The sequence below is a fragment of the Allobosea sp. LjRoot9 genome, assembly GCF_964252745.1.
Classification (GTDB): domain Bacteria; phylum Pseudomonadota; class Alphaproteobacteria; order Rhizobiales; family Beijerinckiaceae; genus Allobosea.
Window position 1 is genome coordinate 125488 of sequence record NZ_CAXUPC020000003.1, and the last position, 25554, is coordinate 151041.

The 25554-nt window shown below is 66.5% G+C and carries 25 protein-coding genes; 14 read left to right on the top strand and 11 right to left on the bottom strand.

What is annotated here, in order from left to right:
• Positions 1-262: 262 nt before the first annotated feature.
• The 3 genes from ACSQ3P_RS15140 to ACSQ3P_RS15150 all read left to right on the top strand — a co-directional run bounded on the left by ACSQ3P_RS15140 (position 263) and on the right by ACSQ3P_RS15150 (position 2182).
• A complete protein-coding gene (locus ACSQ3P_RS15140; RefSeq protein ID WP_436166375.1) occupies positions 263-862 on the top strand; it encodes a nitroreductase family protein in 600 nt (199 codons plus the stop codon).
• A 7-nt stretch (positions 863-869) separates the two neighbouring features.
• On the top strand, positions 870-1184 hold the full coding sequence (locus tag ACSQ3P_RS15145; RefSeq protein ID WP_310146913.1) for an NIPSNAP family protein: 315 nt from the start codon (positions 870-872) through the stop codon (positions 1182-1184).
• Between the two features lie 218 nt (positions 1185-1402).
• A complete protein-coding gene (locus ACSQ3P_RS15150; protein WP_436166376.1) occupies positions 1403-2182 on the top strand; it encodes a VOC family protein in 780 nt (259 codons plus the stop codon).
• A 10-nt stretch (positions 2183-2192) separates the two neighbouring features.
• On the opposite strand, the gene ACSQ3P_RS15155 is transcribed toward ACSQ3P_RS15150, so the two are convergent.
• The 11 genes from ACSQ3P_RS15155 to ACSQ3P_RS15205 all read right to left on the bottom strand — a co-directional run bounded on the left by ACSQ3P_RS15155 (position 2193) and on the right by ACSQ3P_RS15205 (position 11969).
• Positions 2193-2762, bottom strand: a complete 570-nt coding sequence (locus ACSQ3P_RS15155) for a flavin reductase family protein (RefSeq protein ID WP_436166377.1) — start codon at positions 2760-2762, stop codon at positions 2193-2195.
• 14 nt (positions 2763-2776) lie between these two features.
• Positions 2777-3607: an ATP-binding cassette domain-containing protein gene (locus ACSQ3P_RS15160; RefSeq protein WP_436166378.1), complete on the bottom strand. Its 831-nt coding sequence runs from the start codon at positions 3605-3607 to the stop codon at positions 2777-2779.
• 10 nt (positions 3608-3617) lie between these two features.
• The gene (ssuC, locus tag ACSQ3P_RS15165) at positions 3618-4469 is read right to left on the bottom strand and encodes an aliphatic sulfonate ABC transporter permease SsuC (protein WP_436166379.1); all 852 of its coding nucleotides are present in this window, start codon (positions 4467-4469) and stop codon (positions 3618-3620) included.
• Positions 4466-5641, bottom strand: coding sequence for an FMNH2-dependent alkanesulfonate monooxygenase (ssuD, locus tag ACSQ3P_RS15170; RefSeq protein WP_436166380.1), 1176 nt, complete (start codon positions 5639-5641; stop codon positions 4466-4468). The genes ssuC and ssuD overlap by 4 nt, the downstream gene beginning before the upstream one ends.
• On the bottom strand, positions 5638-6585 hold the full coding sequence (locus ACSQ3P_RS15175; protein ID WP_436166381.1) for a sulfonate ABC transporter substrate-binding protein: 948 nt from the start codon (positions 6583-6585) through the stop codon (positions 5638-5640). Before ACSQ3P_RS15175 ends, ssuD begins: the two co-directional genes overlap by 4 nt.
• A 43-nt stretch (positions 6586-6628) precedes the next feature.
• Positions 6629-7588: a sulfonate ABC transporter substrate-binding protein gene (locus tag ACSQ3P_RS15180; protein WP_436166382.1), complete on the bottom strand. Its 960-nt coding sequence runs from the start codon at positions 7586-7588 to the stop codon at positions 6629-6631.
• 39 nt (positions 7589-7627) lie between these two features.
• Positions 7628-7849, bottom strand: a complete 222-nt coding sequence (locus ACSQ3P_RS15185; RefSeq protein WP_436166383.1) for a hypothetical protein — start codon at positions 7847-7849, stop codon at positions 7628-7630.
• A 449-nt stretch (positions 7850-8298) separates the two neighbouring features.
• Positions 8299-9624 (bottom strand): LLM class flavin-dependent oxidoreductase, encoded by a 1326-nt coding sequence (locus ACSQ3P_RS15190; protein ID WP_436166384.1) that lies wholly within the window; start codon positions 9622-9624, stop codon positions 8299-8301.
• A gap of 183 nt (positions 9625-9807) precedes the next feature.
• Positions 9808-10383: a peroxidase-related enzyme gene (locus tag ACSQ3P_RS15195; RefSeq protein WP_436166385.1), complete on the bottom strand. Its 576-nt coding sequence runs from the start codon at positions 10381-10383 to the stop codon at positions 9808-9810.
• Positions 10380-10859 (bottom strand): CMD domain-containing protein, encoded by a 480-nt coding sequence (locus ACSQ3P_RS15200; RefSeq protein WP_436166386.1) that lies wholly within the window; start codon positions 10857-10859, stop codon positions 10380-10382. Before ACSQ3P_RS15200 ends, ACSQ3P_RS15195 begins: the two co-directional genes overlap by 4 nt.
• 45 nt (positions 10860-10904) lie before the next feature.
• Positions 10905-11969, bottom strand: coding sequence for a PLP-dependent cysteine synthase family protein (locus ACSQ3P_RS15205; protein ID WP_436166387.1), 1065 nt, complete (start codon positions 11967-11969; stop codon positions 10905-10907).
• Positions 11970-12110: 141 nt separating this feature from the next.
• On the opposite strand from ACSQ3P_RS15205, the gene ACSQ3P_RS15210 reads away from it, so the two are divergent.
• Genes ACSQ3P_RS15210 through ACSQ3P_RS15260 form a run of 11 tightly spaced genes read left to right on the top strand, consistent with a single transcriptional unit; the run spans position 12111 to position 25494 of the window.
• A complete protein-coding gene (locus tag ACSQ3P_RS15210) occupies positions 12111-13109 on the top strand; it encodes a LysR family transcriptional regulator (RefSeq protein ID WP_436166388.1) in 999 nt (332 codons plus the stop codon).
• Complete coding sequence (locus ACSQ3P_RS15215; RefSeq protein WP_436166389.1) at positions 13106-14578, top strand: NAD(P)-binding domain-containing protein; 1473 nt, start codon at positions 13106-13108, stop codon at positions 14576-14578. Before ACSQ3P_RS15210 ends, ACSQ3P_RS15215 begins: the two co-directional genes overlap by 4 nt.
• Positions 14565-15428 carry an alpha/beta fold hydrolase gene (locus ACSQ3P_RS15220; RefSeq protein WP_436166390.1) on the top strand — a complete coding sequence of 288 codons (864 nt, stop codon included), beginning with the start codon at positions 14565-14567 and terminating at the stop codon, positions 15426-15428. Before ACSQ3P_RS15215 ends, ACSQ3P_RS15220 begins: the two co-directional genes overlap by 14 nt.
• Entirely contained in the window at positions 15425-16345 is a 921-nt protein-coding gene (locus ACSQ3P_RS15225; protein ID WP_436166391.1) for an ABC transporter permease, read from the top strand. The genes ACSQ3P_RS15220 and ACSQ3P_RS15225 overlap by 4 nt, the downstream gene beginning before the upstream one ends.
• 1 nt (position 16346) lies before the next feature.
• Positions 16347-17198 (top strand): ABC transporter permease, encoded by an 852-nt coding sequence (locus ACSQ3P_RS15230; protein ID WP_069688340.1) that lies wholly within the window; start codon positions 16347-16349, stop codon positions 17196-17198.
• A 2-nt stretch (positions 17199-17200) separates the two neighbouring features.
• Positions 17201-18376 carry a M24 family metallopeptidase gene (locus ACSQ3P_RS15235; RefSeq protein WP_436166392.1) on the top strand — a complete coding sequence of 392 codons (1176 nt, stop codon included), beginning with the start codon at positions 17201-17203 and terminating at the stop codon, positions 18374-18376.
• Positions 18377-18387: 11 nt separating this feature from the next.
• A complete protein-coding gene (locus ACSQ3P_RS15240) occupies positions 18388-19401 on the top strand; it encodes an ABC transporter ATP-binding protein (RefSeq protein ID WP_436166393.1) in 1014 nt (337 codons plus the stop codon).
• Positions 19398-20312 carry an ABC transporter ATP-binding protein gene (locus ACSQ3P_RS15245; RefSeq protein ID WP_436166394.1) on the top strand — a complete coding sequence of 305 codons (915 nt, stop codon included), beginning with the start codon at positions 19398-19400 and terminating at the stop codon, positions 20310-20312. Before ACSQ3P_RS15240 ends, ACSQ3P_RS15245 begins: the two co-directional genes overlap by 4 nt.
• Before the next feature lie 54 nt (positions 20313-20366).
• Positions 20367-21872, top strand: a complete 1506-nt coding sequence (locus ACSQ3P_RS15250; RefSeq protein WP_436166395.1) for an ABC transporter substrate-binding protein — start codon at positions 20367-20369, stop codon at positions 21870-21872.
• A 10-nt stretch (positions 21873-21882) separates the two neighbouring features.
• Entirely contained in the window at positions 21883-24147 is a 2265-nt protein-coding gene (locus ACSQ3P_RS15255; RefSeq protein WP_436166396.1) for a molybdopterin-dependent oxidoreductase, read from the top strand.
• A gap of 48 nt (positions 24148-24195) precedes the next feature.
• Positions 24196-25494, top strand: a complete 1299-nt coding sequence (locus ACSQ3P_RS15260) for an aspartate aminotransferase family protein (protein ID WP_436166397.1) — start codon at positions 24196-24198, stop codon at positions 25492-25494.
• The last annotated feature ends 60 nt before the right edge of the window (positions 25495-25554 follow it).

The following is a 25554-nucleotide window of genomic DNA, read 5'->3' on the forward strand; positions in this document are numbered from 1 at the left end:
ATGCCGAGAAGGATTGCCGGGCAAGACTGTCTGACGTGCAGCCTGGACGGTTCGCGATAAGCGGCCATGCCCTCTGAAGCCATGGTTCACATAGGCGTTATTGCAGGCCTCGCTCTCCGAAAATGCGGCATATGGCGATATGCCGTGGACGCGCATCTTGCTAGTGGAAGAGGCGCGGCGTCGATGCACTGATCCGGACTATCTTGCCGATCGTGACGCGGCTCAATCCACCACTGTTCCGCATTCAGCAGGATATGTTTCCATGACGAGCATCAATCATCGCGTCGCCGAGCATGCGATCGACCCGCTTTTTCTCGAGCGTTGGTCGCCGCGCGCCTTCACCGTCGATGGCATCTCCGAGGCCGAACTCTTGTCCTTGTTCGAGGCGGCGCGCTGGGCCCCGTCCTCCTATAATTCGCAGCCTTGGCGGTTCGTCTATGCGCGGCGGGGTACGGCGCATTGGGACAAGCTGCTCGGCCTGCTGAACGAGTTCAACGCCTCCTGGGCGAAACACGCCGCTGCGCTGGTCATCGTGGTCTCGAAGCAGGCCATGGCCGTTCCCGGCAAGACGGAAGAGATCCCGTCCTACAGCCACTCCTTCGATGCCGGGGCGGCCTGGGCCCAGCTCGCCTTGCAGGCGACACGGTCGGGCTGGCAGGCCCATGGCATGGTCGGCTTCGATCATGCGCGCGCAGCGACCGAACTGAACGTGCCGGCCGGCTACCGCGTCGAGGCTGCGATCGCGATCGGCAAGCCGGGCGACAAGACGCAATTGCCGGAGGCGCTGCAGGCGCGCGAAACCCCGAGCCAGCGCAACCCGCTCTCGGCCAGCGTCTTCGAAGGCGCCTTCCCGGCAGGCTGACGACATCATGATCCTCGATGAACGCACCTACGCGATCAAGCCGGCCCATGTGCGCGACTATCTCGACCTCTATGTCCGCGAGGGCATGGAGCTGCAGGTCTCGCATCTCGGCCAGCTGATCGGCTGGTTCACCACCGATACGGGCGTCGTCAACGAAGTCGTCCATATGTGGCGCTTCGAGGATGCTGGTGATCGCGAGCGCCGGCGCGCGGCGATGGAGGCCGATCCGCGCTGGCAGGAGTTCCGCGCCAAGGCCGCACCCTATGTGCTCGAGATGCGCAGCCGCATTCTGCGCCCCACGGCTTTTTCGCCGCTGCGCTGAGAACCGCAGCGACTGGTCGAGCGCTGTGAGCCAAGACCAGGCCGTTCACCCGCCGCCAGATCTTGTCGATCTGGCGGCGGCTTCGTACTCCCGCTGGAGTCGTTTCTGATCCAATTGGATCGTTCAACAGCTCCTGCTCTTTGTCTCAACGCGTTTTCTTCACGCGAACCGGTATCCACTTCGCTCGAAAACGCTCCCGTTCACAAGGACACCCCGCGATGCCGCTTTCGATCGACCATATCGTCATCGCCGTCACCGATCTCGATCAGGCCGTTTGCGATTATGAGGCGCTGGGCTTCACGGTGCTGCCCGGCGGTGAGCATCCGCGCGGCTCGCGCAATGCGCTCGTGGTGCTTGCGGACGGCGCTTATCTCGAAATCATCGCCTTTTCCCGGCCGGTGCCGGATTTCCGCTGGTGGCGCGTCCTGGGCGAGGCCGGCAGCGGGCTGGTCGACTACGCCCTGCTGCCGGTTTCGCTCGACGTCGATCTGGCGCGTGCCCGCGCCAACGGAATCGAGATGGATGGCCCGATCGATGGCGCGCGCTTGCAGCCTGATGGCACGCGTCTCGCCTGGCGTTCGGCGCGCCCGCCCGAAAGCGACATCCCCTTCCTGTGCGAGGATGTCACGGCGCGGGCGCTGCGCGTGCCGGAGGGCGCTGCCCGCAAACATGCGAACGGGGTCACCGGCGTCGCCGGCGTGACCGTGGCGGTCCGCGATCTTGACGTGTCGGCAGCGCGCTATCGCACCCTGCTCGGCATGGCGCCTGCCGCCAGCGGCGGCGTGCCGGGGCTCGGCTTGGGGCTCGTGCAGTTCCAGCTCGGCCGCCAGGTATTGTCGCTGGTCGAGGGGCGGGCCGAAGCCTGCGAAGGGCTGACGCGCCATCTCGAACAGCGTGGCCAGGGCGCCTATGCGATCTCGTTCTTCGGCGGGAAGGACCAGGTGCTCGACACCAGCCTCACCCATGGCGCGAGGCTGGAGATCGTCAGGGAGCGCTGAGAGCTATGCTCTAATAAGCACGCAAACCTAGTGCGGTCGTGGCTTCCTCGATCATCCAGCCGAGCCGTTCATACTCGCCGCGCCAGTAGACCAGGGCGGCGTCGTCGCGGCCGAGCCTGACCTCGCGGACCCGGCCGATGATGATGGCGTGGGAGTGGCGCTCGATGATCTCCTCGACCTCGCAATCGAGGCTGGCCAGCGCGCCGTGCAGGAGCGGTGCGCCGGATACCCCGCTTGTCCAGTCCGCATCGGCGTAGCGCGCGGCGCCCTTCTCGCCGCCCCGGCCGGCGAAGCGATCGGCGACCTGCTTCTGAGACGCGCTCAGGAAATTCACGCCGAAGCTGCGGTGACGCTGGAGTACGGGATAGCTCGACGAGCTCAGATTGAGGCCGAAGAAGATGGTCGGCGGCTCGGCCGAGAGCGAAGAGACCGAGGTTGCGGTCAGGCCGGTGCGGTCTTCGCCGTGCCCTGTCGTGATCACGCTGACGCCGCCGGCGAGATGGCGGAAGGCGGCGCGGAAGCTGGCTGCGTCGTCGCGGACCGGGCGGATCGCCTTGGGCAGCAGGGTGATGACGGCCATCGCATTCATCTCCTTCAGATCGCGTATTCCGGCGGGTTGGCATCCTCGCGGATCAGATCCTTGAGGATGCGCTCTTCGAGCAAGGCGAGATCGACCGAGCCTCGCCGGCGCGGGCGCGGCAGGTCGACGGCGATGTCGAGCGTGATGCGGCCCTCGTCGATCATCACGACGCGGTCGGCGAGCGTCAGCGCCTCGGAGACGTCATGCGTCACCAGGATCGCGGTGAAGCCCTGGGCGAGCCAGACCCGTTCCAGCAGGCCCTGCATCTCGATGCGCGTCAGCGCGTCGAGCGCGCCGAGTGGCTCGTCCAGCGCCAGCACGCGCGGCCGGCTGACCAGGGCGCGGGCGAGCGCGACGCGCTGGCGCTGGCCACCGGAGAGCAAGGCCGGCCATTGCTGCGCCTTCGCTTCGAGGCCTACGGCGCGCAGCGTCTGGAAGGCGCGCTCCTCGGCTTCGGGCAGCTTGCGCTCGGCGCCCAGCCCGACCTCGACATTGGAGAGCACGCGCGCCCAGGGCAACAGGCGCGGCTCCTGGAACATGATACGCGGGGTCGCGGCCACGGCGCCTGCCTGGCCGAAACCGAGCGTGCCTTCGCTTGGCGTATCGAGCCCGGCGAGGATGCGCAGCAGCGTGCTCTTGCCGCAGCCGCTGCGCCCGACGATGGCGAGGAACTGCCCAGCGGGCACGTCGAGATCGATCCCGCGCAGAACCTTGAGCTCGCCGAACCGCTTGTTCAGGCCCCGTATCGCGATCGGCTGGCCGCGCGCGGCCCGGGCCTTCGCCGACTGGTCCTCGAACAGGGCCTCGAAAAGCCGGGCGCCGGGAGCCAATGTCGCTGTCGTCATGGCCGGCTCCTCAGTGCTTCTGGAAGGCGGGATGCCAGGACAGGCAGAGCCGCTCCAGCAGCCGCACCACGGAGTCCGCGAGCTTGCCCAGCGCCGCGTAGATCACGATCGCCAGCACGACGACGTCGACCAGCATGAACTCGCGCGCATTCATCGCCATGTAGCCGATGCCGGAATTGGCCGCGATCGTCTCCGCCACGATCAGCGTCAGCCACATGATGCCGAGCGCATAGCGCACACCGACGAAGATCGAGGGCAGGGCACCGGGCAGGATGACGCGCCGAAACAGCTCGAAATTGCTCATGCCATAGGAGCGTCCCATCTCGACGAGCTGGCTGTCGACGGTACGCACACCGTGGAAGGTGTTGATGTAGATCGGGAAGAAGACGCCGAGCGAGGTCAGGAACAGCTTCGCCTCCTCCTCGATGCCGAACCAGAGGATGACCAGCGGGATCAGCGCCAGGTTCGGGATGTTGCGCACCATCTGGATGGTGGTGTCGGTGACACGCTCGGAGGTCTTAGACAGGCCGTTGAACAGGCCAAGCGCGAAGGCGAGCGAGCCGCCGAGCAGGAAGCCGGAGATGGCGCGCTTGAAGCTGACCGCGATGTTCTCGGCGAGCTGTCCATTCAGCGTCAGCCGCCAGCCGGCGGCGAGCACGTCGCTTGGCGCCGGCAGGACATTGGCGGCGATGAAGCCCAGCCGCGAGGCCGCTTGCCAGACCACGAGGATGGCGAGCGGCAACAGCCAGGGCGTCAGGCGCGCGAGCCATGGCTGCAGTGATTTGGGCTGCAGCGACTTGAGGTCGGGCAGGCGCAGGCTGGCGCGTTGCCGGCGCGAGATCGGTTCTGCGCGGTCGGTCATGAGCTTGCGGCCCGCTTCTGCTCGGGCTTGGCGTCATTGGCGATGGTCTCGCCGAAGGGGCCGTTATTGACGATGCCGTTGATCGCGGGCTTGCCGTGGTTGAGCGGCAGCAGCGGGAAGACCAATTCGGCGAAGCGATAGGCCTCCTCCAGATGCGGGTAGCCCGACAGGATGAAGCTGTCGATGCCGAGCGCCATGTATTCCTTGATCCGATCCGCCACCTGCTCGGGGCTGCCGACCAGGGCCGTGCCGGCCCCGCCGCGCACCAGCCCGACGCCGGCCCAGAGATTGGGCGAGATCTCGAGCTTGCCGCGGTTGCCGCCATGCAGCGCCGACATCCGCCGCTGTCCCTCGGAATCCATGCGGGCGAAGATCTGTTGCGATTTGGCGATGGTGGCGTCGTCGAGATGGCTGATCAGCTTGTCGGCCGCCGCCCAGGCCTCAGCCTCGGTCTCGCGGACGATGACGTGCAGGCGAATGCCGAAGGAGAGTTTCCGTCCAGCAGCCTTGGCCGCGGCGGAGACGGTGGCGATCTTCTCGGCCACTGCTGCCGGCGGCTCGCCCCAGGTCAGGTATTTGTCGATGGTCTCAGCCGCGACATCGATGGCGGCGGGCGAGGAACCGCCGAAATAGAGCGGCGGCCCGCCAGCCTGCGTCGAGGGGTAGAGCAATTGCCCATCCTCGATGCGGATATGCTTGCCCTCATGCCGCACGGTCTCGCCGCGCAGCAGGGCGGAATAGACCGAGAGGAACTCGCGGGTCACCTCGTAGCGCTCGTCATGCGACAGGAAGATGCCGTCGCCGGCGTTCTCGACCGGGTCTCCGCCGGTGACGACATTGACCAGAAGCCGCCCGTTCGAGATGCGGTCGAGCGTTGCGGTCATGCGCGCCGCCAATGTCGGCGATTGCAGCCCGGGCCGGACCGCCACGAGATAACGCAGGTTCTGCGTCAATGGCGCGACCGCTGAGGCGACGATCCAGGAATCCTCGCAGCTCCGGCCGGTCGGCAGCAGGACGCCGTAATAGCCGAGCGTGTCGGCGGCCTGTGCGATCTGCCGCAGATAGGCGAAATCGGTCTGGCGGCCGCCCGTGGCCGTGCCGAGATAACGGCCGTCGCCATGGGTCGGCAGGAACCAGAGGACATTGGCGCTTTGTGCGGGCGCGACGCTCATGAGCCGATCCTCTTCACTGCGCTGGCGATGGTGACGGGCTTGGGCAGCAGGCCGAGCGCATGGAAGGTGTCGGCGATGCGCTGCTGCTCGGCGATCGTGGCCTCGTCGAGCGGCCTGATCCCGTAGCTCTGGCGCGCCAGCGCCAGCTGCAGGATCGGGGCTGGAATGCCGGTCGACGGGCTCAGCGCTTCGGCGACGGCGGCGATGTCGGCCTTGGCCCAGTCATCGACCTCGCTCAGCTGCTTGAGGAAGACCTTCAAGGCCGCGTCGTGATTGGCGACGAGCTTCTCGCTGGCGAGATAGAACTGGTGGTTGGCGACGATGCCGGTGCCATCGGTGAGCGTGCGCGCCCCGATCGTCGTCTCGGCTGCAGCCTGGAAGGGATCCCAGATCGCCCAGGCATCGACCGCGCCGCGCTCGAAGGCGGCGCGCGCATCGGCCGGGGTCAGGAACACCGGTGTGATGTCAGCATAGGCGACCCCCGCCTTCTCCAGGGCCTTGACCAGCAGGTAATGGACGTTGGAGCCCTTGTTCAGCGCGACCTTCTTGCCCTTGAGCTCGGCGACCGACTGGATCGGGCTGCCTTTGGGCACCAGGATGGCCTCGCCCTTCGGCGCCGGCGGTTCATAGGCGACATAGACCAGCGGCGCGCCCGCGGCCTGGGCGAAGATCGGCGGCGCTTCTCCGGTATTGCCGATGTCGATCGCCCCGACATTGACCGCTTCCAGCAATTGCGGGCCGGCCGGGAACTCGGTCCATGTGACCTTGTAGCCGAGCGGCTCCAGCGCCTTCTCCAGCGTGCCCTTGCCCTTGAGTAGGACGATCTTGCCGTATTTCTGGAAGCCGACGCGCAGCGTCTTCTCCTGCGCGGAGGCGCTGGTCGCAGACAGGCCGAGAGCCAGGCTCGTGGCCGAGAGGGTCAGGAAGGATCTCTTCGAAATCATCGGATGGGGTATCTTTCTCGGGGGGATGGAGGAGGCCGATCGTTCAGGCGGTCGGTTTCCAGTCCCAGACGATGTCGCGAACATTGATCGGCTTGGGGATCAGGCCGAGCCGGTGGAAGCGGTCGGCGACGCGCTGCTGCTCGTCGAGCACGCGCGGATTGAGCGGCGCGATGACGAAATCGGAGCGCTCAACCGAGCGCTTCCAGGGTTCGATCGGCAGGCCGGTCGCGGCTGCCTGGACGCTGGCGACCTCGCTGCGATGGCCGTCGGCCCAGCGCGCGACCTTGGCGAGCTCGTCATTGATCGCCGCGACGATCTCGGGGTTCTTCGTCGTGAAGTCGCGATTGGCCAGGTAGAACGAGTTCTGCGAGACGATGCCCTTCGACAGCGACAGGATGCGCACGCCGGGAATGGCCTCGGCGATAGCGAAGAAGGGATCCCAGATCGTCCAGGCATCGACCGAACCGCGCTCGAAGGCGGCTCGCGCATCGGCCGGCGGCAGATAGACCGGCGTGAACTCGTCATAGCCGAGCCCGGCCTTTTCGATCGCGGCGATGGTGAGGTTGTGCGAGCTCGATGCCTTGGCGAAGGCGATCTTCTTGCCCTTGAGCTCGGCGAGCGTCTGGATCGGCGATTTCGGCGGCAGCAGGATTGCGGCGCCGGAGCCGGCGGCCTCCTGCGTCGCGACATAGAGCAGGTTCGCCTTGGCGGCCTGGGCGAAGATCGGAGGAGCGTCGCCGGTCGGGCCGTAATCGATCGAGCCGACGTTCAGCGCCTCCAGCAGCGGCGGGCCGAACTGGAATTCGACCCATTTGATCTCGATGCCTTGCGGCTTGAAACGCTTCTCCAGCACGCCCTGCTGCTTGGCGATGAGCAGGACGCCGTTCTTCTGGAAGCCGATGCGCAGCTCCTTGGGCGAGAGGCTGGATTGGGCGGTGGCGGCCCCCGAGGCGAGGGCGAGTGACGAGCCGGCTAGGCTGGCGATGAAATCTCTACGGTCCATGGCGTGAGGGCCCTTGTCTGGATCGAGGGGCGAAAGGGTTCAGGCGGCCTTGCGGTCGTCTTTGCGGTGGTCCTGGGCGGTGCGATGCACGGCGGCGGTGCGGCGCGCCTGCTCGGCTGAATGAAAGGTCCGGCCGTCGAGCCTGTCGAAGGCCGGCTCGGAGGAGAAGAAGCGGAAATTTCCGGGGGAGCCGACGACGATGCCGGCCGTCGTGCCGGAGATTTCGATGATGATGGCTTGAGACATGATGGCTTTGGACATGGCTTGGCCTTCGCCGAGCGGGATCGGCGCCTTTTCGTCTGCGATGATTGTGTGAATCCTCGGCGGTCAGCCGGGTCGAGCGCGCAATGGGCGCACTGTCAACATCGCGTGGAACGCAGGAAGGCCGAAACGCGCAGCAAGCCTCGTATCACGAAGTGGGTGAGATAGATCATGACCGTGTCTCCATCGATTGGGAGCCCACGAATTCATCGTGGTGCTTTTAGCGTTGGTGACGCGGCGCAAGCTGCTCCAGCAAATCCCGCGATCGATCCGGACGACATCGTTTCGATACTTGAGTATTTCTCGATCGATCGGGTCCGGTCAATGAAACGTCCTTTCAAAGATCGCTGTCCGGGTGGGATGTCGAACTCTCCAGACGGCGCTCCGCGATAGCCTTTCGCTCAGTGCCGCTTATCCGGTCAGCCGCGGATGCGGCCTCCCGCTTGCTGTCAGGCGAAGAACCGGTTCGCCGGGCGGGGCAGGCCGAGATTCTCGCGCAAGGTCTTGCCGGCATACTCCGTCCGGAACAGGCCGCGCCGCTGCAGCACCGGCACGACCTTGTCGACGAAATCGTCGAGCCCTTCCGGCAGATAGGGGAACATCACGTTGAAGCCGTCGCTGCCGCGCGTCGTCAGCCATTCCTCCATCGAATCCGCGATGGTCTCGGGCGTGCCGACGAAGGCGAGCCCGCCATAGCCGCCCAGCCGCTGCGCCAATTGGCGCACGGTCAGATTCTCGCGCCGCGCCAGTTCGATGGTGCGCTCGCGGCCGCTCTTGCTTTGATTGGTCTCAGGGATGTCGGGCAGCGGCCCGTCGGGGTCGAAACCCGATGCGTCATGGCCGAGCGCGATCGAGAGCGAGGCGATGGCGCTGTCGTAATGCACGAAGCTGTCGAGCAAGGCGCGCTTCTCCTGCGCCTGCTCGACCGTGTCGCCGACCACGGTAAGGACGCCGGGCAGGATCTTGAGGTGGTCGGGATCGCGGCCGATTGCCTCCATCCGGCCCTTCACATCGGCATAGAAGGCCTGGCCGGCGTCGAGCGTCCGGTGGGCGGCGAAGACGACCTCGGCCGTCTCGGCTGCAAGCTGACGTCCGGGCTCGGAGGCGCCGGCCTGAACGATCACCGGCCAGCCCTGCGGCGTCCGGGCGATGTTGAGCGGGCCGCGCACCGAGAGGTGCTCGCCCTTATGCGCCAATACATGCATCTTTTCCGGGTCGAAGAAGAGCCCACTCTCGCGGTCGCGGATGAAGGCGTCGTCGGCGAATGAATCCCAGAGCCCGGTGACGACGTCGTAGAACTCGCGCGCCCGGTCATAGCGCTCGCCATTGTCCATATGCGCGTCGAGCCCGAAATTCAGCGCGGCGTCGGGGTTCGAGGTGGTGACGATGTTCCAGCCCGCCCGGCCGCCGCTGATATGGTCGAGCGAGGCGAAGCGCCGGGCGATATGATAGGCGGCATCAAAAGTCGTCGAGGCGGTGGCGACGAGCCCGATATGCTCGGTAACGCTGGCGAGCGCCGAGAGCAGGGTGAAGGGCTCGAAGGAGGTCACGGTGTGGCTGCGCTTCAGCGCCTCGACCGGCATGTTCAGCACGGCGAGATGATCGGCCATGAAGAAGGCGTCGAACTTGCCGGCCTCGAGCTTCTGCGCGAAGCGCTTCAAGTGTCCGAAGTTGAAATTGGCATCCGGGTAGGCGCCGGGATAGCGCCAGGCGCCGGTATGGATGCTGACCGGGCGCATGAAGGCGCCGAGATGAAGCTGGCGGGGAGCGGGCATGGAGCGGCCTGTCGTGAGGGTCTCGAGCGCCTCAACATTTAAGACAGGGGCATTCCGTTTTTTAGGAGAGGCCGAGCAAAGCGATATTCGGGCTCGCCATGTGGGTGCGGCAAGTGGATTTGTCCTGTCTCGATGCCTTGTGGTGGAACAATGATCCGCCCGGCGGACAGGCGGCGCCGGCTCTCAGGGTTCCAGCGGCTCGCCCAGCGTATGCATCAGCCGGTTCGCCCAGCCGAAGATGGCGGCGGAGAGAACGAGGTCGAGCATTTCAAGTTCGTCGAGCCCTGCCTTGCGCAGGGCGTCTGCGTCGCCTTGCGCGAGCTGTGATGGCGTCGTCGAGAGCCGCGCCGAAAAATCGAAGATCGCCTGCTCGCGCGGTGCGATCTTGGCGTCGAGCTCGTCCTTGAAAATTGCCTCGATGATTTCGGGGCGCTTGGCCAGGCCGTTGAAGCGCGAGGCGTGGACTGCCGCGCAGTAGATGCAGCGGTTGACGACGGAGGCGCCGACTGCCCCGAGCTCGCGTTCGGCGGAGGACAGGCCGTCCTTGCCATACATGATCAGGTTGAACAGCGGCGAGCGCACCGCCAGCGATTCCGGATCATGCGCCAAAGTGAGGACGTATTTCGAGACGCCCTTGTTGGAGGGCGTCACCTGCATCGCCGCCATCTGCTCGGGCGTCGCCGAGGCGAGGTCGACCGGCGTGACATAGGGCGACCAGACCGGGACCGTGCTGGTGAAGGCGTGGACGACGTTGCTCATCGGGATCCCCTCAAGACCTTGAGGCCGGCCAGGACGCGGACCTGATAGTTCACGAAGGCGGCGAGTTCGGCGAGGCGGACGATGTCGGGCTCCTCGACGCCGGCCGCCTTCAGCGCCTCGATATCCGCCCGTGTCGCGTCGCGCGGGGACAAGGTCAGCATGTCGGCATGGCGAAGGATCGCGGCGATGCGTCGCCGTTCTGGGTCGGAGAGGGGCACGGCCTCCACTTCGCCGGTGCGGGCGAGGCAGGTCTCGTAATGCGCCGTCAGGGCAGGGTCGGCGTTCTGCCGCGCCATGCGGGTAGCGAGCGCGGCACGCAGGCCATGGCTCAGGCCACCCGGTTCGCGCGGAACGATCACGGCGTCATGGCTCGCCTGGCTCAGGCGCATCACCTCGGCGCGGGTCGAGAGTGCTCGTGCGAGCGCGGAGCCGGGCTCGATGCCCGCGAGCTGCTCGATGAGAGTGGTGGAAGACATGCGTTCCTCTTGCGTCCCTCTTGCCTCTTGCGATCGGGTGGAGGCTCAGGCCTCTTCGAGATGGCAGTCGAACGCGCCGCCGGCCAGCAGGGTCTCGATCCTGACCTCATAGGGCGCGGGGTCGAGACCTTTCGAGACGACCCATTCGGGCTCGTAATAGGTCTTCAGATAGCGCTCGCCGGAATCGCAGATCAAGGTGACGAGCGAGCCCTCGACGCCGTTCGCCTTCATCTCATTGGCGAGCCAGCACAGCGCGAAGAAATTCGTGCCCGTCGAGCCGCCGACGCGGCGGCCGAGCCGGCGCGACAGGACGTTCATCCCCGCGATCGAGGCAGCATCGGGAATCTTGACCATGCGGTCGACGACGCCGGGTATGAAGGAGGGCTCGACGCGTGGCCGCCCGACGCCCTCGATCAGCGAGGCGTGCTCGCAGCAGCAGGCGGCGTCGCGCGTCCGGTAACCCTCGAAGAAGGCGGAATGCTCGACATCGGCGACGCAGAGCTTGGTCGCATGGTGCTTGTAGCGCAGATAGCGCCCGAGCGTTGCCGAGGTGCCGCCGGTGCCCGCGCCCATCACCATCCAGCGCGGGATGGGGTGACGCTCGCGCCGCATCTGCTCGAAGATGGATTCGGCGATGTTGTTGTTGCCGCGCCAGTCGGTGGCGCGCTCGGCGGCCTCGCTGTAGAGCAGTCGGCCGTCATCGATGAAATGGCAGGTTCCGCCGTAATGCTCGATTGCCGCCACCTTCTCCGCCGAGGTCGAGCGCGGCATCACTGCATAGAACGGCACGCCGATCATCTCAGCGAAATAGGCTTCCGAGACAGCTGTCGAGCCTGAGGAGGCCTCCACCACCGGCGTGTTCTCGCGGATATGCCCGTTGCAGAGTGCGTAGAGGAAGAGCGACCGTGCCAGCCGGTGCTTCAGGCTGCCCGTAGGATGGGTCGACTCGTCCTTCAGATAGATGTCGATCCCACTCAGGCCGGCGCAGCCGAGCTTGAAGAGATGCGTATCGGCCGAGCGATGCTGGTCGGCTTCGAGCACGGCGATGGCGTTGCCAACCCAGGCGCGAGGGCAATCGTCAGAACTGCGCGGAGAGCTGGAGATTTGCATGCTGTGCCGGGTTCCGATCGGGGGCGATCAGTCTCTCATTATGCGAATTCAGTATCAATATCTTCCAATCATTCAAAAATGTGCGGATCGCCGGCTATTGATCAGCGTTTTATGTTTGATCTGTATCAATGCGGACCTAGCATGTCGGATATGAATAATGACGCGCTCGACATCCGGCAGCTTGAAGCCTTCGTGGCGGTGATGTCGGCTGGCAGCATCACCGGCGCGGCGCGGCTGCTGGACCGCTCCCAGCCCGCCGTGACCCGGCAGATCCGGGATCTCGAAGCGGAGATCGGCTACGAGCTTTTGCATCGCAGCGGTCCGCGCATCAGTCCGACGCCGCGCGGTGTGCTGTTCCATGTGCAGGTCGAGCGCCTGTTCTTCGGCCTCAAGCATATCCGCGAGCGCGCGGCGGCGATCGGAGCCGGGGCACTGCCCGCGATCGAGCTCGCTGCGACCCCTGCTCTGGCTGCGGGCATCGTGCCGGATGCGCTGGCCGCGATGGACCCCGCTCTCCTGCCGCGGCAGATCCATATCGAGGCGCTCGCGGCCGAGGGCGTGGTGCAGCAGGTGCTGTCGCAATCGGCCGATTTCGGCCTGGCGAGCCTGCCGATCGAGCATCCCGGCCTCGATGTGCACTGGATCGGCGAGGCGCCTTGCCTCGCCGCGATGGCGGAAAGCGATCCGCTGGCGCGCCATGACGTCGTCGCGCTCTCTGATCTCGCCGCGCGGCGCGTCATCACCATGGCAAACCCCTACCGGCTGCGCCGGCGGGTGGACGAGGCTTTTGCGGCAGCCGGCATCGCGCCGCGCGAACTGATCGACGCCAATGCATCGCTCACGGCGCTCGCCTTGGCGCGTCGCGGTTTGGGCATCGCCATCATCGAGCCGGCGGCGGCCTGTGGCCTGCCCGTCAAGGGCGTCGTGCTGCGCCCGCTCGACGTGACGATCCCGTTCCTGTTCGGGGCGATCTCGCCTGTCGCGCGCCCGCTCACGCCCAGCATCGCGGCGCTGAACGAGGCGCTGCTGAAATCCGCCGCTGCGCTCATCCCAGGCTTCGTGCTGCGTGACGCGGCTGGCACCGAGATGCTGGCCGATGCCGTCTATGGCGCGGCAGACAATCAGGAGGCGCGCTCATGACCGTGTCATCCGCGACCCCGATGGGGCTGGCGGCGCTGGAAGCCCGCCTGCGTCAGGATCTGGAATGGCTGGAGCTTCCGGCAAAATCCTGGGTGCCGCCGCGCGAGATCGATGGGCGGCGCGTGCGCGACGTCGTCATCATCGGCGCCGGCATGGCGGGATTGGTCGCGTCGGGCATGCTGAAACGCCTCGGCGTCGACAATCACGTGCTCTACGACCGCGCGCCCGCGGGCCTGGAAGGACCATGGGTGACATTCGCGCGGATGCGCACCTTGCGCTCGCCGAAGCAATTGACGGGGCCGGCGATGGGCTTGCCGGCGCTGACCTTCCGCGCCTTCTACGAGGCCCAGTTCGGGCGGGCCGCCTGGGACGCGCTCGACAGGGCGCCGCGCGCGCTCTGGATGGATTACCTGATCTGGTACCGCAAAATGCTCGACCTGCCCGTCGAGAACGAGACCGAGGTCGCCGCGATCCATGCCCGACCCGATGGCATCCTTGCGCTTCAGATCGTCAAAGCGGGCGTGGCCGAGACCGTCCATGCGCGCCATGTCGTGCTGGCCACGGGGCGCGACGGGCTTGGCGGGCCCTATGTTCCGCCGATCACGGAGACGATCGACCGCCGCTACTGGGCCCATACCGCCGACGCCATCGATTTCGAGGAGCTGAAAGGCAAGCGCGTTGCCGTCATCGGCGCCGGCGCGTCATCGATGGACAACGCCGCCGTCGCGCTGGAGGCAGGCGCTGCGCGGCTCGACCTGTTTATCCGCCGCACCGACATACCCCGCGTCAACAAGTTCACGGGCATTGGCAGCCAGGGCGTCGTCCATGGCTTCGCCGGCCTGCCCGACGAATGGAAATGGCGCTTCCTCGACCATACCTTGCGCGCGCAGACGCCGCCGCCGCGCCCGAGCACCTTGCGGGTCTCGCAACATCCCAACGGGCATTTCCATCTGGGCAGCCCGATCCTCGACATCGAGGAGCGCGACGGTCACCTCGTCCTGACGACCCCGAAGGGGCGCTACGACACTGATTTCATCATCTTCGGCACAGGCTTCCGCGTCGAGCTGATGTCGCGCCCGGAACTTGCTGATTTCGCGCCGTATATTCGGCTCTGGCGCGATCGCTTCCCGGTCCCCGCCGACATGCCCAATGCGGAGCTCGAAACCTCGCCCGATCTCGGCGAGAGCTTTGAGTTCCTGGAGAAGACGCCGGGCGCCTGCCCGGCGCTCAAGGCGATCCACTGCTTCAATTTTCCCGCCACCTTGAGCCATGGCAAGCTCTCCGGCGACATCCCGGCGATCAGCGAGGGCGCGGACCGCCTCGCACGCGGCATCGTCCGCAGCCTGTTCGTCGCCGATCGCGAGATGCATTTCGCTACCCTCCAGGCCTTCGACACGCCCGAGCTCCAGGGCGACGAATGGACCGATGCCGACGCCCCCTCTCAGGACGCTTCCCATGCCGCCGAATGAAACCCCGCGCTGGATCGAGCTCAACGGCGCGACATTCTGCTACGACGTCGCCGGCGAGGAGCATGACGAGACCATCATCGTGCTGCATGGCGGGCGCGGCATCGGCGACCATCGCGGCGAGTTCGGCGCCTATCAGGCGCTGTCGGACCGCTATCGCGTGCTGGCCTTCGACCAGCGCGGCTGCGGCCGCAGCTCGCTGACGCCGCCTTTCCTGTTCGAGCAATTCGCCGACGATGTGGAGGCCTTCCGGCAGGCGCTCTGCGGCGGCCGCAAGATCGTGCTGATCGGCGGTTCCTTCGGCGGCATGATCGCACTGACCCATGCGGTCAAATATGGCAGCACCAGCCTGTCGCGCCTGATCCTGCGCGGAACCGCGCCGAGCCACCACCATGAGGCGGAGGCGATCGAGCATTTCAAGGCGCGCCTCCACAAGGCGCCCTGCGCTTCGATCGGCATGGTCGAGAAGCTGTTCTCCGACAAGATCATCGACGATACCGAGCTGCGGCTGATCTGGCTCGCCTTGCAGCCGCTCTATTTCGAGAATTTCGACCCGGACTCCGCGCTGGAGAAGACGCGCACGCTGCATCTGCATGCGCAAACCCATAACGCGCTCTTCGCCACCAAGGATTACGACCTGCGCGGCAGGCTCGCCGGCATCGACGTGCCGACGCTGGCGATCTGCGGCGCGGCCGACTGGATCTGCCCGCCGAGCCAGTCGCGCCTGATCGCCGAGATGGTTCCGGGCGCCGAGCTGCTGGAGATCGAGGGCGCCAACCACGCCGTCCATATCGAGGCCAATGCGCGCGTGCTGTCGGCCGTCAGAGACTTCCTCGCAAGGACGGCGCCGTGACGCGCTACTTTGCCGGAAAGCTCGGCGAGGCCCTCGTCGCGATCTGGGGCGTGGTGACGATCGTGTTCTTCGTCACGCGCTTCCTGGGCGATCCGGTCGCTCTGCTCCTGCCGGTCGGTGCTTCGCCCGAGCAGATGCAGGCACTGACGGCCGAGCTGGGGCTCGATCAGCCGATCTGGCGGCAATACATCACCTTTCTCGCCCAGGCCCTGACCGGTGATTTCGGCCAGTCCTTCCAGTTCGGACGCCCGGCCATCGGCGTCGTGCTGGAGCGGATGCCGGCGACGATCCAGCTCGCTTTGACCGCGATTGCGCTCGGTGTCCTGATTGGCGGCACGGCCGGGGCGATTGCCGCGATGCGGCGTGGCTCGATCGCCGAATTCGTGGTGATGACGCTGGCCTTGCTGGGGCAGGCGACGCCGGTGTTCTGGCTCGGCATCATGCTGATCCTGCTGTTTGCGGTCGATCTCGGCTGGCTGCCGACCGGCGGCTATGGCAGCCCGGCCAATCTGGTCCTGCCGGCCTTGACGCTTGCCGTCTTCGTCTCCGCTTCGATCGCGCGGTTGTTCCGCTCCAGCATGCTCGATGTGCTGAAGGAGGATTATGTCCGTACCGCCCGCGCCAAGGGGCTGATGCCGGCGACCGTCTTCACCTGGCATGTCGCCCGCAACGCGCTGATCCCTGTGGTGACGATGATCGGCATCCTGACCGGCGAATTGCTCGGTGGCTCGGTCGTCACCGAGACGGTGTTCGCCTGGCCGGGCGTCGGCCGGTTGATCGTCCAGGCGATCGAGACCAAGGATTTTCCCGTGATCCAGGCCGGCGTCGCGCTGATCGCGGCGATCTATGTCGCGACGAACCTGATCGTCGATCTGCTCTATGCGCTGCTCGACCCCCGCATCAAGGGGAGTGCCTGAGATGGCCGATTTCCTGCGCGCCTTGCTTCGCAGCCGGACCGGCCTGCTCGGTGCGGTTCTGCTGACATTGTTCATCGGAGCGGCGATCCTGGCGCCCTTGCTGGGGCTGCCCGATCCGGTCCGCTCGGATCTGCGCGGGCGCTTCGCGCCGCCGACATGGTCGGGCCTGTTCAGCCCGGGCGCCCATCCGCTCGGCGCCGACCAGCTCGGCCGCGACATCCTCAGCCGCATCATCTATGGCAGCCAGATCACGCTTTCGGTCGCGACCTGCGCCGTGGTGCTCGGAGGCATTGTCGGTGTCTTCCTCGGCATCGTCGCCGGCTATTTTGGCGGCGTCGTCGACCGCATCCTGATGCGCCTCGTCGATATCCAGCTCGCCATTCCGCTGATGCTGCTGGCGCTGCTCGTGGTCGCGGCGCTGGGCCCCAACCTGACCAATCTGGTCATCGTCTTGGCCGTCACCAGCTGGATCCGCTACGCCCGCATCATCCGTGGGCAGGTGCTGGCGCTGCGCTCGCGCGAATTCGTGCAATCGGCCCGGGCGATCGGCGCGAGCACCTGGCGCATCATGCTGCGCCATATCCTGCCCAATGTCCTGACGCCGGCGCTCGTCGTCGCGACGCTGGAACTCGCGCGCGTCATCATCATGGATGCGGCCCTGTCCTTCCTGGGCCTCGGCGTACAGCCGCCCGATGCGAGCTGGGGCCGGATGCTGGCCGAGGGGCGTGTCTACATCTCCACGGCCTGGTGGATCGTCACCTTTCCCGGCCTCGCCATCCTGCTGACGGTTCTGAGCGTCAACCTGCTCGGGGACTGGCTGCGCGACTATTTCGACCCGAAATTGAGGACGTGACCATGACCACTATCGCTCCCCGCACGGAACGCCTGCGCCAGAGGATGCACGCCGCCGGTCTCGATGTGATCCTCGCCTTCAAGCCCGAGAGCAGCTTCTACCTGACCGGCTTCAACCCGATCATCTACAGCCATCCGGTGATCGCGATTCTGCCTGTGCAGGGCAAGCCCTCGATGCTGATCCATGCCTTGCGCGACGACCATGCCCGCGCCTCGACCTTCATCGAGGACATCCGCCTCTACGGTGCCTGGTCGACCAAGGTCACGATGGGGCCGAACTGGCTCGACGCGCTGAAGACGATGCTGGAGGAGGCCGGCCTCGCCAAGGCCGTTATCGGCGTCGAGGAGGACTTCCTGCCGGTTACGCGGGCGCGCCAGCTTGCCGAGCTTCTGCCCGGCGCCTCCTTCCGCGACGCGTCCGAGATGATCATGACGACCCGTCTGGTGAAGGACGCCGACGAGATCGCCAATGCCCGCGACGCCGCCCGCATCGCCGATACCGGCATGATCGCCGCAGTCGAGGCCGTCCGGCAGGGCGGCTCGGAGCGTGATGTGTCGCTCGCGGCCATGGCGGCGATGAACCGCTTCTGGGCCGACAACTTCCCCGACAAGGAGGTCTGCGATTTCGGCAGCCTCGAAGGCGGCGCGCAGAACGGGCTCTGGGCCTGGGCGCTGGCCGGCGACCGCATGTTCATGAACTGCGACAACCCGACCAACCGCAAGCCTGAAGCCGGAGAGGCGATCAGCATCCTGATCTGGACGATCGTCAACGGCATCCATGCCGAGAACGAGCGCACGGTCGCGGTCGGCGCGCTGAACGATGAGCGTCGCCGGGCGCTCGATTCGATCATCGAGATCCGCAACGAGGTCGCGAGCTTGCTGAAGCCGGGCACGCCGATCAGCGCGCTGTTCGACGCGACCAAGGCCGGGCTCGAGGCGCGCGGCTACGGCAAGTACCTGCCGGGCCGCATCGGCCACGGCATAGGGCTCGGTGCGCATGAGCACCCTTCCCTCGACGCCAAGACCGGCATCCTGCTCGAACCCGGCATGATCCTGACACTCGAACCCAATCTGCGTATTCCCGGCATCGCCGCGACCCAGCTCTCCGACACCGTCCTGATCACGGAAGGCGGTTGCGAGTTCCTGACGCGCGCGCCGGACGTCGTGTTGAACGCCTGAGGCGAACCGGCATGGCCCCGCTCCTCGAAGTCAGGAACCTGACCGTCGCCTTCGATACGCCGGGCGGGGCGGTCCATGCCGTGAACGACGTCTCCTATGCGTTGAACGAGGGCGAGACGCTGGGCATCGTCGGGGAATCCGGCTCTGGCAAGAGCGTGCATGTGCTGGCGATGTGCGGGCTGATTCCGCGCCCGCCCGGCCGCATCGTCTCCGGGCAGGTGCTGTTCCAGGGGCGCGATCTGCTGAGCCTGCCTGAGCGGGACTTGCGCGACATTCGCGGCGGGCAGATCGGCTTCGTCTTCCAGGATCCGATGACCTCGCTCAACCCGGTGCTGACGGTGGAGCGGCAGCTGGTCGAACTGATCCGCCGGCACACAAAGCTCGACGCCAAGGCGGCGCGGGCGCGGGCGATCGAACTGCTCGAGATCGTGCGCATTCCCGATGCCGCGCGCCGCATCGGCCAGTATCCGCACCAGTTCTCGGGCGGCATGCGCCAGCGCGTGATGATCGCGATCGGCGTCGCCTGCCGGCCCAAGCTCCTGATCGCGGACGAGGCGACGACGGCGCTGGATGTGACCGTGCAGGCGCAGATCCTCGACATGGTCAAGGATCTGAAGCGCGAGTTCGGCACCACGGTGATCTGGATCACCCATGACATGGGCGTGGTTGCCGGCATCGCCGACAGCATCCAGGTGATGTATGGCGGGCGCATCATGGAGCGCGGCCCGGTCGATGCGATCTTCGCCGATCCGCGCAGCGCCTATAGCTGGGGCCTGCTGCAATCCTTGCCCACGGCGGAGCGCCGCACCGAGGGGCGGCTCCACCAGATCCCGGGCTCGCCGCCCGATCTCTACAAGCCGGCGGTGGGCGACCCCTTCGCGCCGCGCAATGCCTTCGCGACGCCGCGCTGCCTGCTGGAGATGCCGCCTTTGCGTCAGGTAGAGGGCAGCGTGCCGGGCCATCTCGTCGCCGCGTGGTATGATCTGCCTGCCGCGCTGAAGGCCCGCAGGGAGACCGTGGCATGAGCACGTCGCCGACGCATCCGCTCCTCAGCGTCCGTAACCTGGCGAAGCATTATACCAGCGGCGGCGGCTGGTTCGGCGGAGCGTCGCATCTCGTCAAGGCGATCGACGACATCTCCTTCGATATCGCGCCCCGCGAGATCGTCGGGCTGGTCGGAGAATCCGGTTCAGGCAAGAGCACGACCGGGCGCGTCGTGCTGCGCCTGGAAGAGCCGACCGGCGGCGAGATCCGCTTCGATGGCCACGACATCACGAGCTTGCCGGCGCGCGAACTGAAGGCCTTTCGCCGCCAGATGCAGGTCGTCTTCCAGGACCCTTACGCGGCGCTCAACCCGCGCATGACCGTGGGGGATTTCGTCGCCGAGCCGTTGATCGTGCATGGGCTTGTCACCAGCCGCTCGGAGCGAGCCGATCGCGTCGCGGCCCTGTTCAAGCAGGTCGGGCTCGATCCGCGCTTCATGACGCGCTATCCGCACGAATTCTCCGGCGGCCAGCGCCAGCGCGTCAACATCGCGCGGGCCGTCGCGATGCGCCCGCGTCTGATCATCGCCGACGAGCCGATCACGGCGCTTGACGTGTCGATCCAGGCCCAGATCATCAACCTGTTCCAGGACCTGCAGCAGGAGCTGGGCATGGCCTATCTCTTCATTGCGCATGACCTGTCGATGGTGCGCTATCTCTGTCATCGCGTCGCGGTGATGCTGCGCGGGCGCCTGGTCGAGATCGCCCCGACGGAGGCGATCTTTTCCGATCCGCGCCACCCCTATACGCGCTCGCTGCTCTCGGCGATTCCGATCCCGAACCCGGCGATCGAGCGCGCCAGGCGGCCGCTGGCCTTTGACTACGAGACGCAGAAGCCAGCCCCCGATGCCGTGCTGACCGAGGTTTCGCCCGGTCATTTCGTCCTGATTTGAGACTTCATTGCTTGCTCGCTGCCATTCCTTGCCACCGCCATTGGAGCCCGTGACATGACATCGTTCTGGATCAAGACCCTCAGCGCTGCCGCATTGGCCGCCGCGCTGTCTGCTTCGCCGGCGCTGGCCCAGACGGGGCGCACGGCGACGATCGCGCTCTCGGTCAACGTCAACACCTTCGACCCGCATATGACGGGCTCCTTCGGCTCCGATATGAGCCTGCTGAGCCATATCTATCCCTCGCTCGTCATCCGCGGCGCCGACCTCAAATTGGCGCCCGCGCTGGCGAAATCCTGGACGCTGGTGAACGACACGACATGGCGCTTCGACCTCGTCGAGGGCGCGAAATTCGTCAATGATGAGCTGCTCGATGCCGCGACGGTCAAATGGAACCTCGACCGCGTGCGCGATCCCAAGGTCAATGCGCGGATCAAGTCCTGGTTCGACCTGGTCAAGGAGGTTCGCGTCATCGACGCCAGGACCGTCGAGGTCGAGACCAGCGCGCCGTTCCCGGCCTTCGTCGACCAGCTCTCGATGTTCTTCCTGCTGCCGCCGCAATGGGCGGCGAGCCACAATCCGGCAACCGAGACGATGTCGGGCAGCCGCTACCGCATGACCGAGAACGCGCCGGGCGACCACATCACGCTCGCCGCCAATCCTGCCGGCTGGCAGGGCAAGCCCGATTTCGACACGGTCGTGTTCAAGACCATTCCCGAACCGGCAAGCCGCATCGCCGCGCTGCTGGCCGGCGAGGTCGATCTCGTGACCGGCATCCCGACCTCGGAGCTTGCACGGGTGAAGGCGAGCAAGAACGCCATTGCCGGCTCGGTGCAGAGCACGCGCAACGTCTTCATCAAGTTCAACACCCAGAAGGCGCCGCTCGACAACAAGCTGGTACGCCAGGCGATGAACTACGCTATCGACAAGGATGCGATCCGGGATTCGATCTTCGACGGGCAGGCCTATATCGAGCCCTGCCAGATCCTGACTCCGTCCTATTTCGGCTTCAATCCGGACCTCAAGCCCTATCCCCACGACGTGAAGAAGGCGCAGGCCCTGCTGAAGGAATCCGGCATCGATCTCAAGCAGGTGATCGAGATGGACATCCCCGTCGCGACCTACATCCAGGGGCAGGAGGTCGCCCAGGCGGTGGCCGCCATGCTCGGCGACGTCGGCCTGAAGGTGAAGATGAACGAGATGGATTTCGGCGCCTATATGAACAAGTATCTGCGGTCGCGCACCCTGGCGCAGACCTCGCTCCTGACCCATGGCTGGCCGACCCTGGACGCCGACGGTCAGCTGACCCTGCTCGCGCCCGGCAACCAGTACGCCTATTGGGATAATGCCGCCTTCGGCAAGGCACTCGAGGCCGGGCGCTCGACCATGGACAAGGACAAGCGCCTCGCAGCCTATAAGGACGCGACCAAGATCATGTGCGAGGAGGCGCCGGTGCTGTTCCTCTATGCGCAGCCGACCACCTATGGCGTCTCGAAGCGGGTGACCTGGCAGGCGCGCGGCGACGACTGGGTTCGCTCCTTCGATATGAAGCCGGCTCAATAGGAGGCGACCCTTGCACCTGTTCGGGACGCATTTCGGCACCTATGAGGTCGTCCGCGGCGCTTCCGGACAGGCGACCTTGCAGGGCTTCGGGCTCGACCCGCAGCCCTCGCCCATAGGGGCAGCCTATCTCGACCTCAAGGACCATCCGGCGCGTGTCCTTCATCCGATGGTGCGCAAGGGCTGGCTCGCGGCGGGGGAAAGCCCGGAGGGGCGCGGCCGAGACCGTGGCCGTGATGAGTTCATCCGCATCAACTGGGACGAGGCGGCGGCGCTCGTCGCCGGCGAAGTCGAGCGCGTCCGCACGGTTCACGGCAATGCCGCGATCTTCGGCGGATCCTATGGCTGGGCCAGTGCCGGGCGCTTCCACCATGCGCAGGGCCAGCTCAAGCGCTTCCTCAATCTCGCGGGCGGCTTCACCTCTGCCGTCAACACCTACAGTTTTGGCGCCGGCGCGGTCATCCTGCCGCATGTCATCGGCCCGCGCTTCAAATTCGCCACCGATGTCGCGCCGAGCTGGGACCAGATCGCCGCCCATGCCAAGCTGCTGATCTCCTTTGGCGGCTTTCGCCTGTCGAATGCGCAGGTCGAGGCCGGCGGTACCGGCCAGCACCGCTCCGAGCGTGGGCTGGCGGCAGCTGCGGCGGCGGGCGTGAGGATCGTCGTCGTCAGCCCGGTGCGTACTGACGTCCCCGACCTTCCGGGCGGGACGATCGACTACGTCGCGATCCGCCCCAACACCGACACGGCGATGCTGCTGGCGATGGCGCAGACGCTGCTGGCGGAGGGCTTGGCCGACCGCGCCTTCCTCGCGCGCTGCACGGTGGGGCTTGCAACTCTTGAGGCCTATCTCGCGGGTGAAAGCGACGGGGTGGTCAAGGACGCCGATTGGGCGGCCGAAATCTGCGGCGTGCCGGCGGTGACGATCCGGGATCTCGCTTGCGCCTTCGCCTCGGAGCCCGCGCTCGTCAATGCGGCCTGGTCGCTGCAGCGGGCGCGCTTCGGCGAGCAACCCTATTGGGCGGCGATCGCGCTTGCGGCCATTGCCGGCCATGCCGGACGGCCGGGCTGTGGCATCGCCTTCGGCCTGACCTCCGTCAGCACGGTCGGCCAGCCGATCCGGCGGCTGCGGGGCCCGGCCTTCGATCAGGGTCGCAATCCGGTCGAAAGCTTCATCCCCGTGGCGCGGATCACCGAGCTCCTGTCCCAGCCGGGCGCGACGCTGGACTATGACGGTCGACGCCTGGCGCTGCCCGATATCCGCCTGGTCTGGTGGGCGGGTGGCAATCCGTTCCACCACCATCAGGATCTCGCCGGCCTGACCGAGGCTTGGCGGCGGCCGGAGACGGTGATCGTCAATGAGCCGATGTGGACCGCGACCGCGCGCCATGCCGACATCGTGCTGCCGGCGAGCTTCCCGTTCGAGCGCGACGATATCGCCGCCTCCTCGCGCGACAACTGGCTCATCGCCAGCCGGCAGGTCTGCGCGCCGCCGGGCGAAGTCCTGTCCGACCACCAGATCATGGCCCGCATTGCTCGCGAGATGGGCTTCGAGCCCGCCTTCACCGAAGGGCGCGAGCCCCGGGAGTGGTTGCGCCGGATGTATGACGGCTACCGCACGGCCCATGCCGAATTGCCGGATTTCGAGGCGTTCTGGGCGCGCGGCTATGCCGCCCTCGACGAAGGCGAAGTGGCGCCGGCCCCGGTCACGCCCTTGGCCGATTTCGTCGCCGATCCCGAGGGGGAACCGTTGGAGACGCCGTCCGGCCGCATCGAGATCGCCTCCGCGACGATCGCCGGCTTCGGCTATGACGACTGCCCCGGCCATCCGACCTGGCTCGCGCCCGAGGAATGGCTCGGCTCGCCCTTGGCGCAGCGCTACCCGCTGCACCTGCTCTCGCCGCAGCCGGCGCATCGCCTGCACAGCCAGTTGGAATTGGCGGGGCCGAGCCAGGGGGCCAAGCGCGACGGCTATGAGGTCGTGCTGATGCACCCGGCCGAGGCGATCAAGCGCGGCCTCCGGGACGGCGACATCGTGGAGCTCTTCAACGATCGCGGCCGCTGCCTGGCGGCGCTCAGGTCGACGCGTGAGGTTGAGCCGGGCGTCGCCGTGCTGCCAACCGGGGCATGGTATGATCCGGTTTGGGATGGCGGCGCCTTGCCGCTCGATCGTGGCGGCAATCCCAACAGCCTCACCTCCAGCATGCCGACCTCGCGCCTGGCGCAGGCGACCGCGCCCAATTCTTGCCTGATCGAGATCAAGCGGGCAGTAGCCTGATCGCCGATCGAAACCGCCACCGCCATCTCGCATCGCAAGAGGCCGACCATGCCCTCGACTGCCGCCAATTCGCCTGAAGCCGGGGCGCTTGATGTCGCGCTCGCCGAGGCCCGCGAGGATTATGTGCGTCGCAACCCCGAAAGCCGGGCGCGCTTCATGGCGGCTGCGGAGTCGATGCCGGGCGGCAACACCCGGACCTCGCTCTTCTACGATCCCTTCCCGCTCTGCATGCTGCGTGGCGAGGGCTGCCGCCTGACCGATGCCGACGGGCACGAATATCTGGATTTCCTGGGCGAGTTCACCGCCGGCATTTTCGGCCATTCACCGGAGGTGCTGAAGCAGGCGATCCGCGCCGCGCTCGATGACGGGATCAACCTGTCCTCGCACAACGCCATCGAAGGGAAGCTCGCCCAGCGCATCTGCGCACGCTTTCCGTCAATGGATCTGCTGCGCTTCACCAATTCCGGTACGGAAGCCAATCTGATGGCGCTCGCCGCCGCGCTCACCTTCACCGAGCGGCGCAAGATCCTGGTGTTCGCGGGCGGCTATCATGGCGGCGTCTTGACCTTTCCGCCCGGTGGCACGCCCGTCACGGTGCCCCACGACTTCGTCGTCGCCTCCTATAACGACCTCGAAAAGACGCTGGATCTCGTCAAGCCGCATCGCAGCGAATTGGCGGCGATCCTGGTCGAGCCCATGCAGGGTGCGGGGGGCTGCATTCCCGGTGCTCCCGAATTCCTCGCCGGCCTGCGCCGGCTCGCCGACGAGACGGGTGCCGTGCTGATCTTCGACGAGATTCAGACCTCGCGGCTCTCGCTGGGTGGGCGCCAGCAACTGCTCGGCATCACGCCGGACATGACGACGATCGGCAAGTTCTTCGGTGGCGGCCTCGCCTTCGGCAGCTTCGGCGGTCGGCGCGAGATCATGCAGGTCTTCGACCCGCGCCGGCCGTCCTCGATCGGCCATGCCGGAACCTACAACAACAACACCTTGACCATGGCGGCAGGGCTCGCGGCGGTGGAGCAGCTCCTGACGGCCGAGGCGCTCGACGCCTTGAACGTGCGCGGCGACCGCTTCCGCGCCGATCTGAACGCGCTGTTCGCCGCCAAGAATGTGCCGATCACCGTGTCCGGCCTCGGCTCATTGATGAACATTCACCCGCAGGGCGCACCGCAGGTGGCGAACGCGAAACGCAGCCTGCTGTTCTTCGATCTCGTGAAGGCCGGTGTCTATTTCGCGCCGCGCGGCCTGATCGCCCTGTCCTTCCCGATCGGAGGCCAGGAGATTTCGGCTTTCCTGAACGCGCTGGACGGCATTCTCGACGCCCGCAGGAGCCTTCTTGTCTGAGGGCGGAAGGGGCGGGGCGTTGTCTTGCCCAGATAGGTTGTCTTGCCCAGTAGCTTGTCC

What these genes read in the sequence shown, in the direction of transcription:
- ACSQ3P_RS15140 (WP_436166375.1), top strand. Translation starts at nt 263, where the DNA reads ATGACGAGCATCAATCATCGCGTCGCCGAGCATGCGATCGACCCGCTT.
- ACSQ3P_RS15145 (WP_310146913.1), top strand. Translation starts at nt 870, where the DNA reads ATGATCCTCGATGAACGCACCTACGCGATCAAGCCGGCCCATGTGCGC.
- ACSQ3P_RS15150 (WP_436166376.1), top strand. Translation starts at nt 1,403, where the DNA reads ATGCCGCTTTCGATCGACCATATCGTCATCGCCGTCACCGATCTCGAT.
- ACSQ3P_RS15155 (WP_436166377.1), bottom strand. Translation starts at nt 2,762, where the DNA reads ATGGCCGTCATCACCCTGCTGCCCAAGGCGATCCGCCCGGTCCGCGAC.
- ACSQ3P_RS15160 (WP_436166378.1), bottom strand. Translation starts at nt 3,607, where the DNA reads ATGACGACAGCGACATTGGCTCCCGGCGCCCGGCTTTTCGAGGCCCTG.
- ssuC (WP_436166379.1), bottom strand. Translation starts at nt 4,469, where the DNA reads ATGACCGACCGCGCAGAACCGATCTCGCGCCGGCAACGCGCCAGCCTG.
- ssuD (WP_436166380.1), bottom strand. Translation starts at nt 5,641, where the DNA reads ATGAGCGTCGCGCCCGCACAAAGCGCCAATGTCCTCTGGTTCCTGCCG.
- ACSQ3P_RS15175 (WP_436166381.1), bottom strand. Translation starts at nt 6,585, where the DNA reads ATGATTTCGAAGAGATCCTTCCTGACCCTCTCGGCCACGAGCCTGGCT.
- ACSQ3P_RS15180 (WP_436166382.1), bottom strand. Translation starts at nt 7,588, where the DNA reads ATGGACCGTAGAGATTTCATCGCCAGCCTAGCCGGCTCGTCACTCGCC.
- ACSQ3P_RS15185 (WP_436166383.1), bottom strand. Translation starts at nt 7,849, where the DNA reads ATGTCCAAAGCCATCATGTCTCAAGCCATCATCATCGAAATCTCCGGC.
- ACSQ3P_RS15190 (WP_436166384.1), bottom strand. Translation starts at nt 9,624, where the DNA reads ATGCCCGCTCCCCGCCAGCTTCATCTCGGCGCCTTCATGCGCCCGGTC.
- ACSQ3P_RS15195 (WP_436166385.1), bottom strand. Translation starts at nt 10,383, where the DNA reads ATGAGCAACGTCGTCCACGCCTTCACCAGCACGGTCCCGGTCTGGTCG.
- ACSQ3P_RS15200 (WP_436166386.1), bottom strand. Translation starts at nt 10,859, where the DNA reads ATGTCTTCCACCACTCTCATCGAGCAGCTCGCGGGCATCGAGCCCGGC.
- ACSQ3P_RS15205 (WP_436166387.1), bottom strand. Translation starts at nt 11,969, where the DNA reads ATGCAAATCTCCAGCTCTCCGCGCAGTTCTGACGATTGCCCTCGCGCC.
- ACSQ3P_RS15210 (WP_436166388.1), top strand. Translation starts at nt 12,111, where the DNA reads ATGTCGGATATGAATAATGACGCGCTCGACATCCGGCAGCTTGAAGCC.
- ACSQ3P_RS15215 (WP_436166389.1), top strand. Translation starts at nt 13,106, where the DNA reads ATGACCGTGTCATCCGCGACCCCGATGGGGCTGGCGGCGCTGGAAGCC.
- ACSQ3P_RS15220 (WP_436166390.1), top strand. Translation starts at nt 14,565, where the DNA reads ATGCCGCCGAATGAAACCCCGCGCTGGATCGAGCTCAACGGCGCGACA.
- ACSQ3P_RS15230 (WP_069688340.1), top strand. Translation starts at nt 16,347, where the DNA reads ATGGCCGATTTCCTGCGCGCCTTGCTTCGCAGCCGGACCGGCCTGCTC.
- ACSQ3P_RS15235 (WP_436166392.1), top strand. Translation starts at nt 17,201, where the DNA reads ATGACCACTATCGCTCCCCGCACGGAACGCCTGCGCCAGAGGATGCAC.
- ACSQ3P_RS15240 (WP_436166393.1), top strand. Translation starts at nt 18,388, where the DNA reads ATGGCCCCGCTCCTCGAAGTCAGGAACCTGACCGTCGCCTTCGATACG.
- ACSQ3P_RS15245 (WP_436166394.1), top strand. Translation starts at nt 19,398, where the DNA reads ATGAGCACGTCGCCGACGCATCCGCTCCTCAGCGTCCGTAACCTGGCG.
- ACSQ3P_RS15250 (WP_436166395.1), top strand. Translation starts at nt 20,367, where the DNA reads ATGACATCGTTCTGGATCAAGACCCTCAGCGCTGCCGCATTGGCCGCC.
- ACSQ3P_RS15260 (WP_436166397.1), top strand. Translation starts at nt 24,196, where the DNA reads ATGCCCTCGACTGCCGCCAATTCGCCTGAAGCCGGGGCGCTTGATGTC.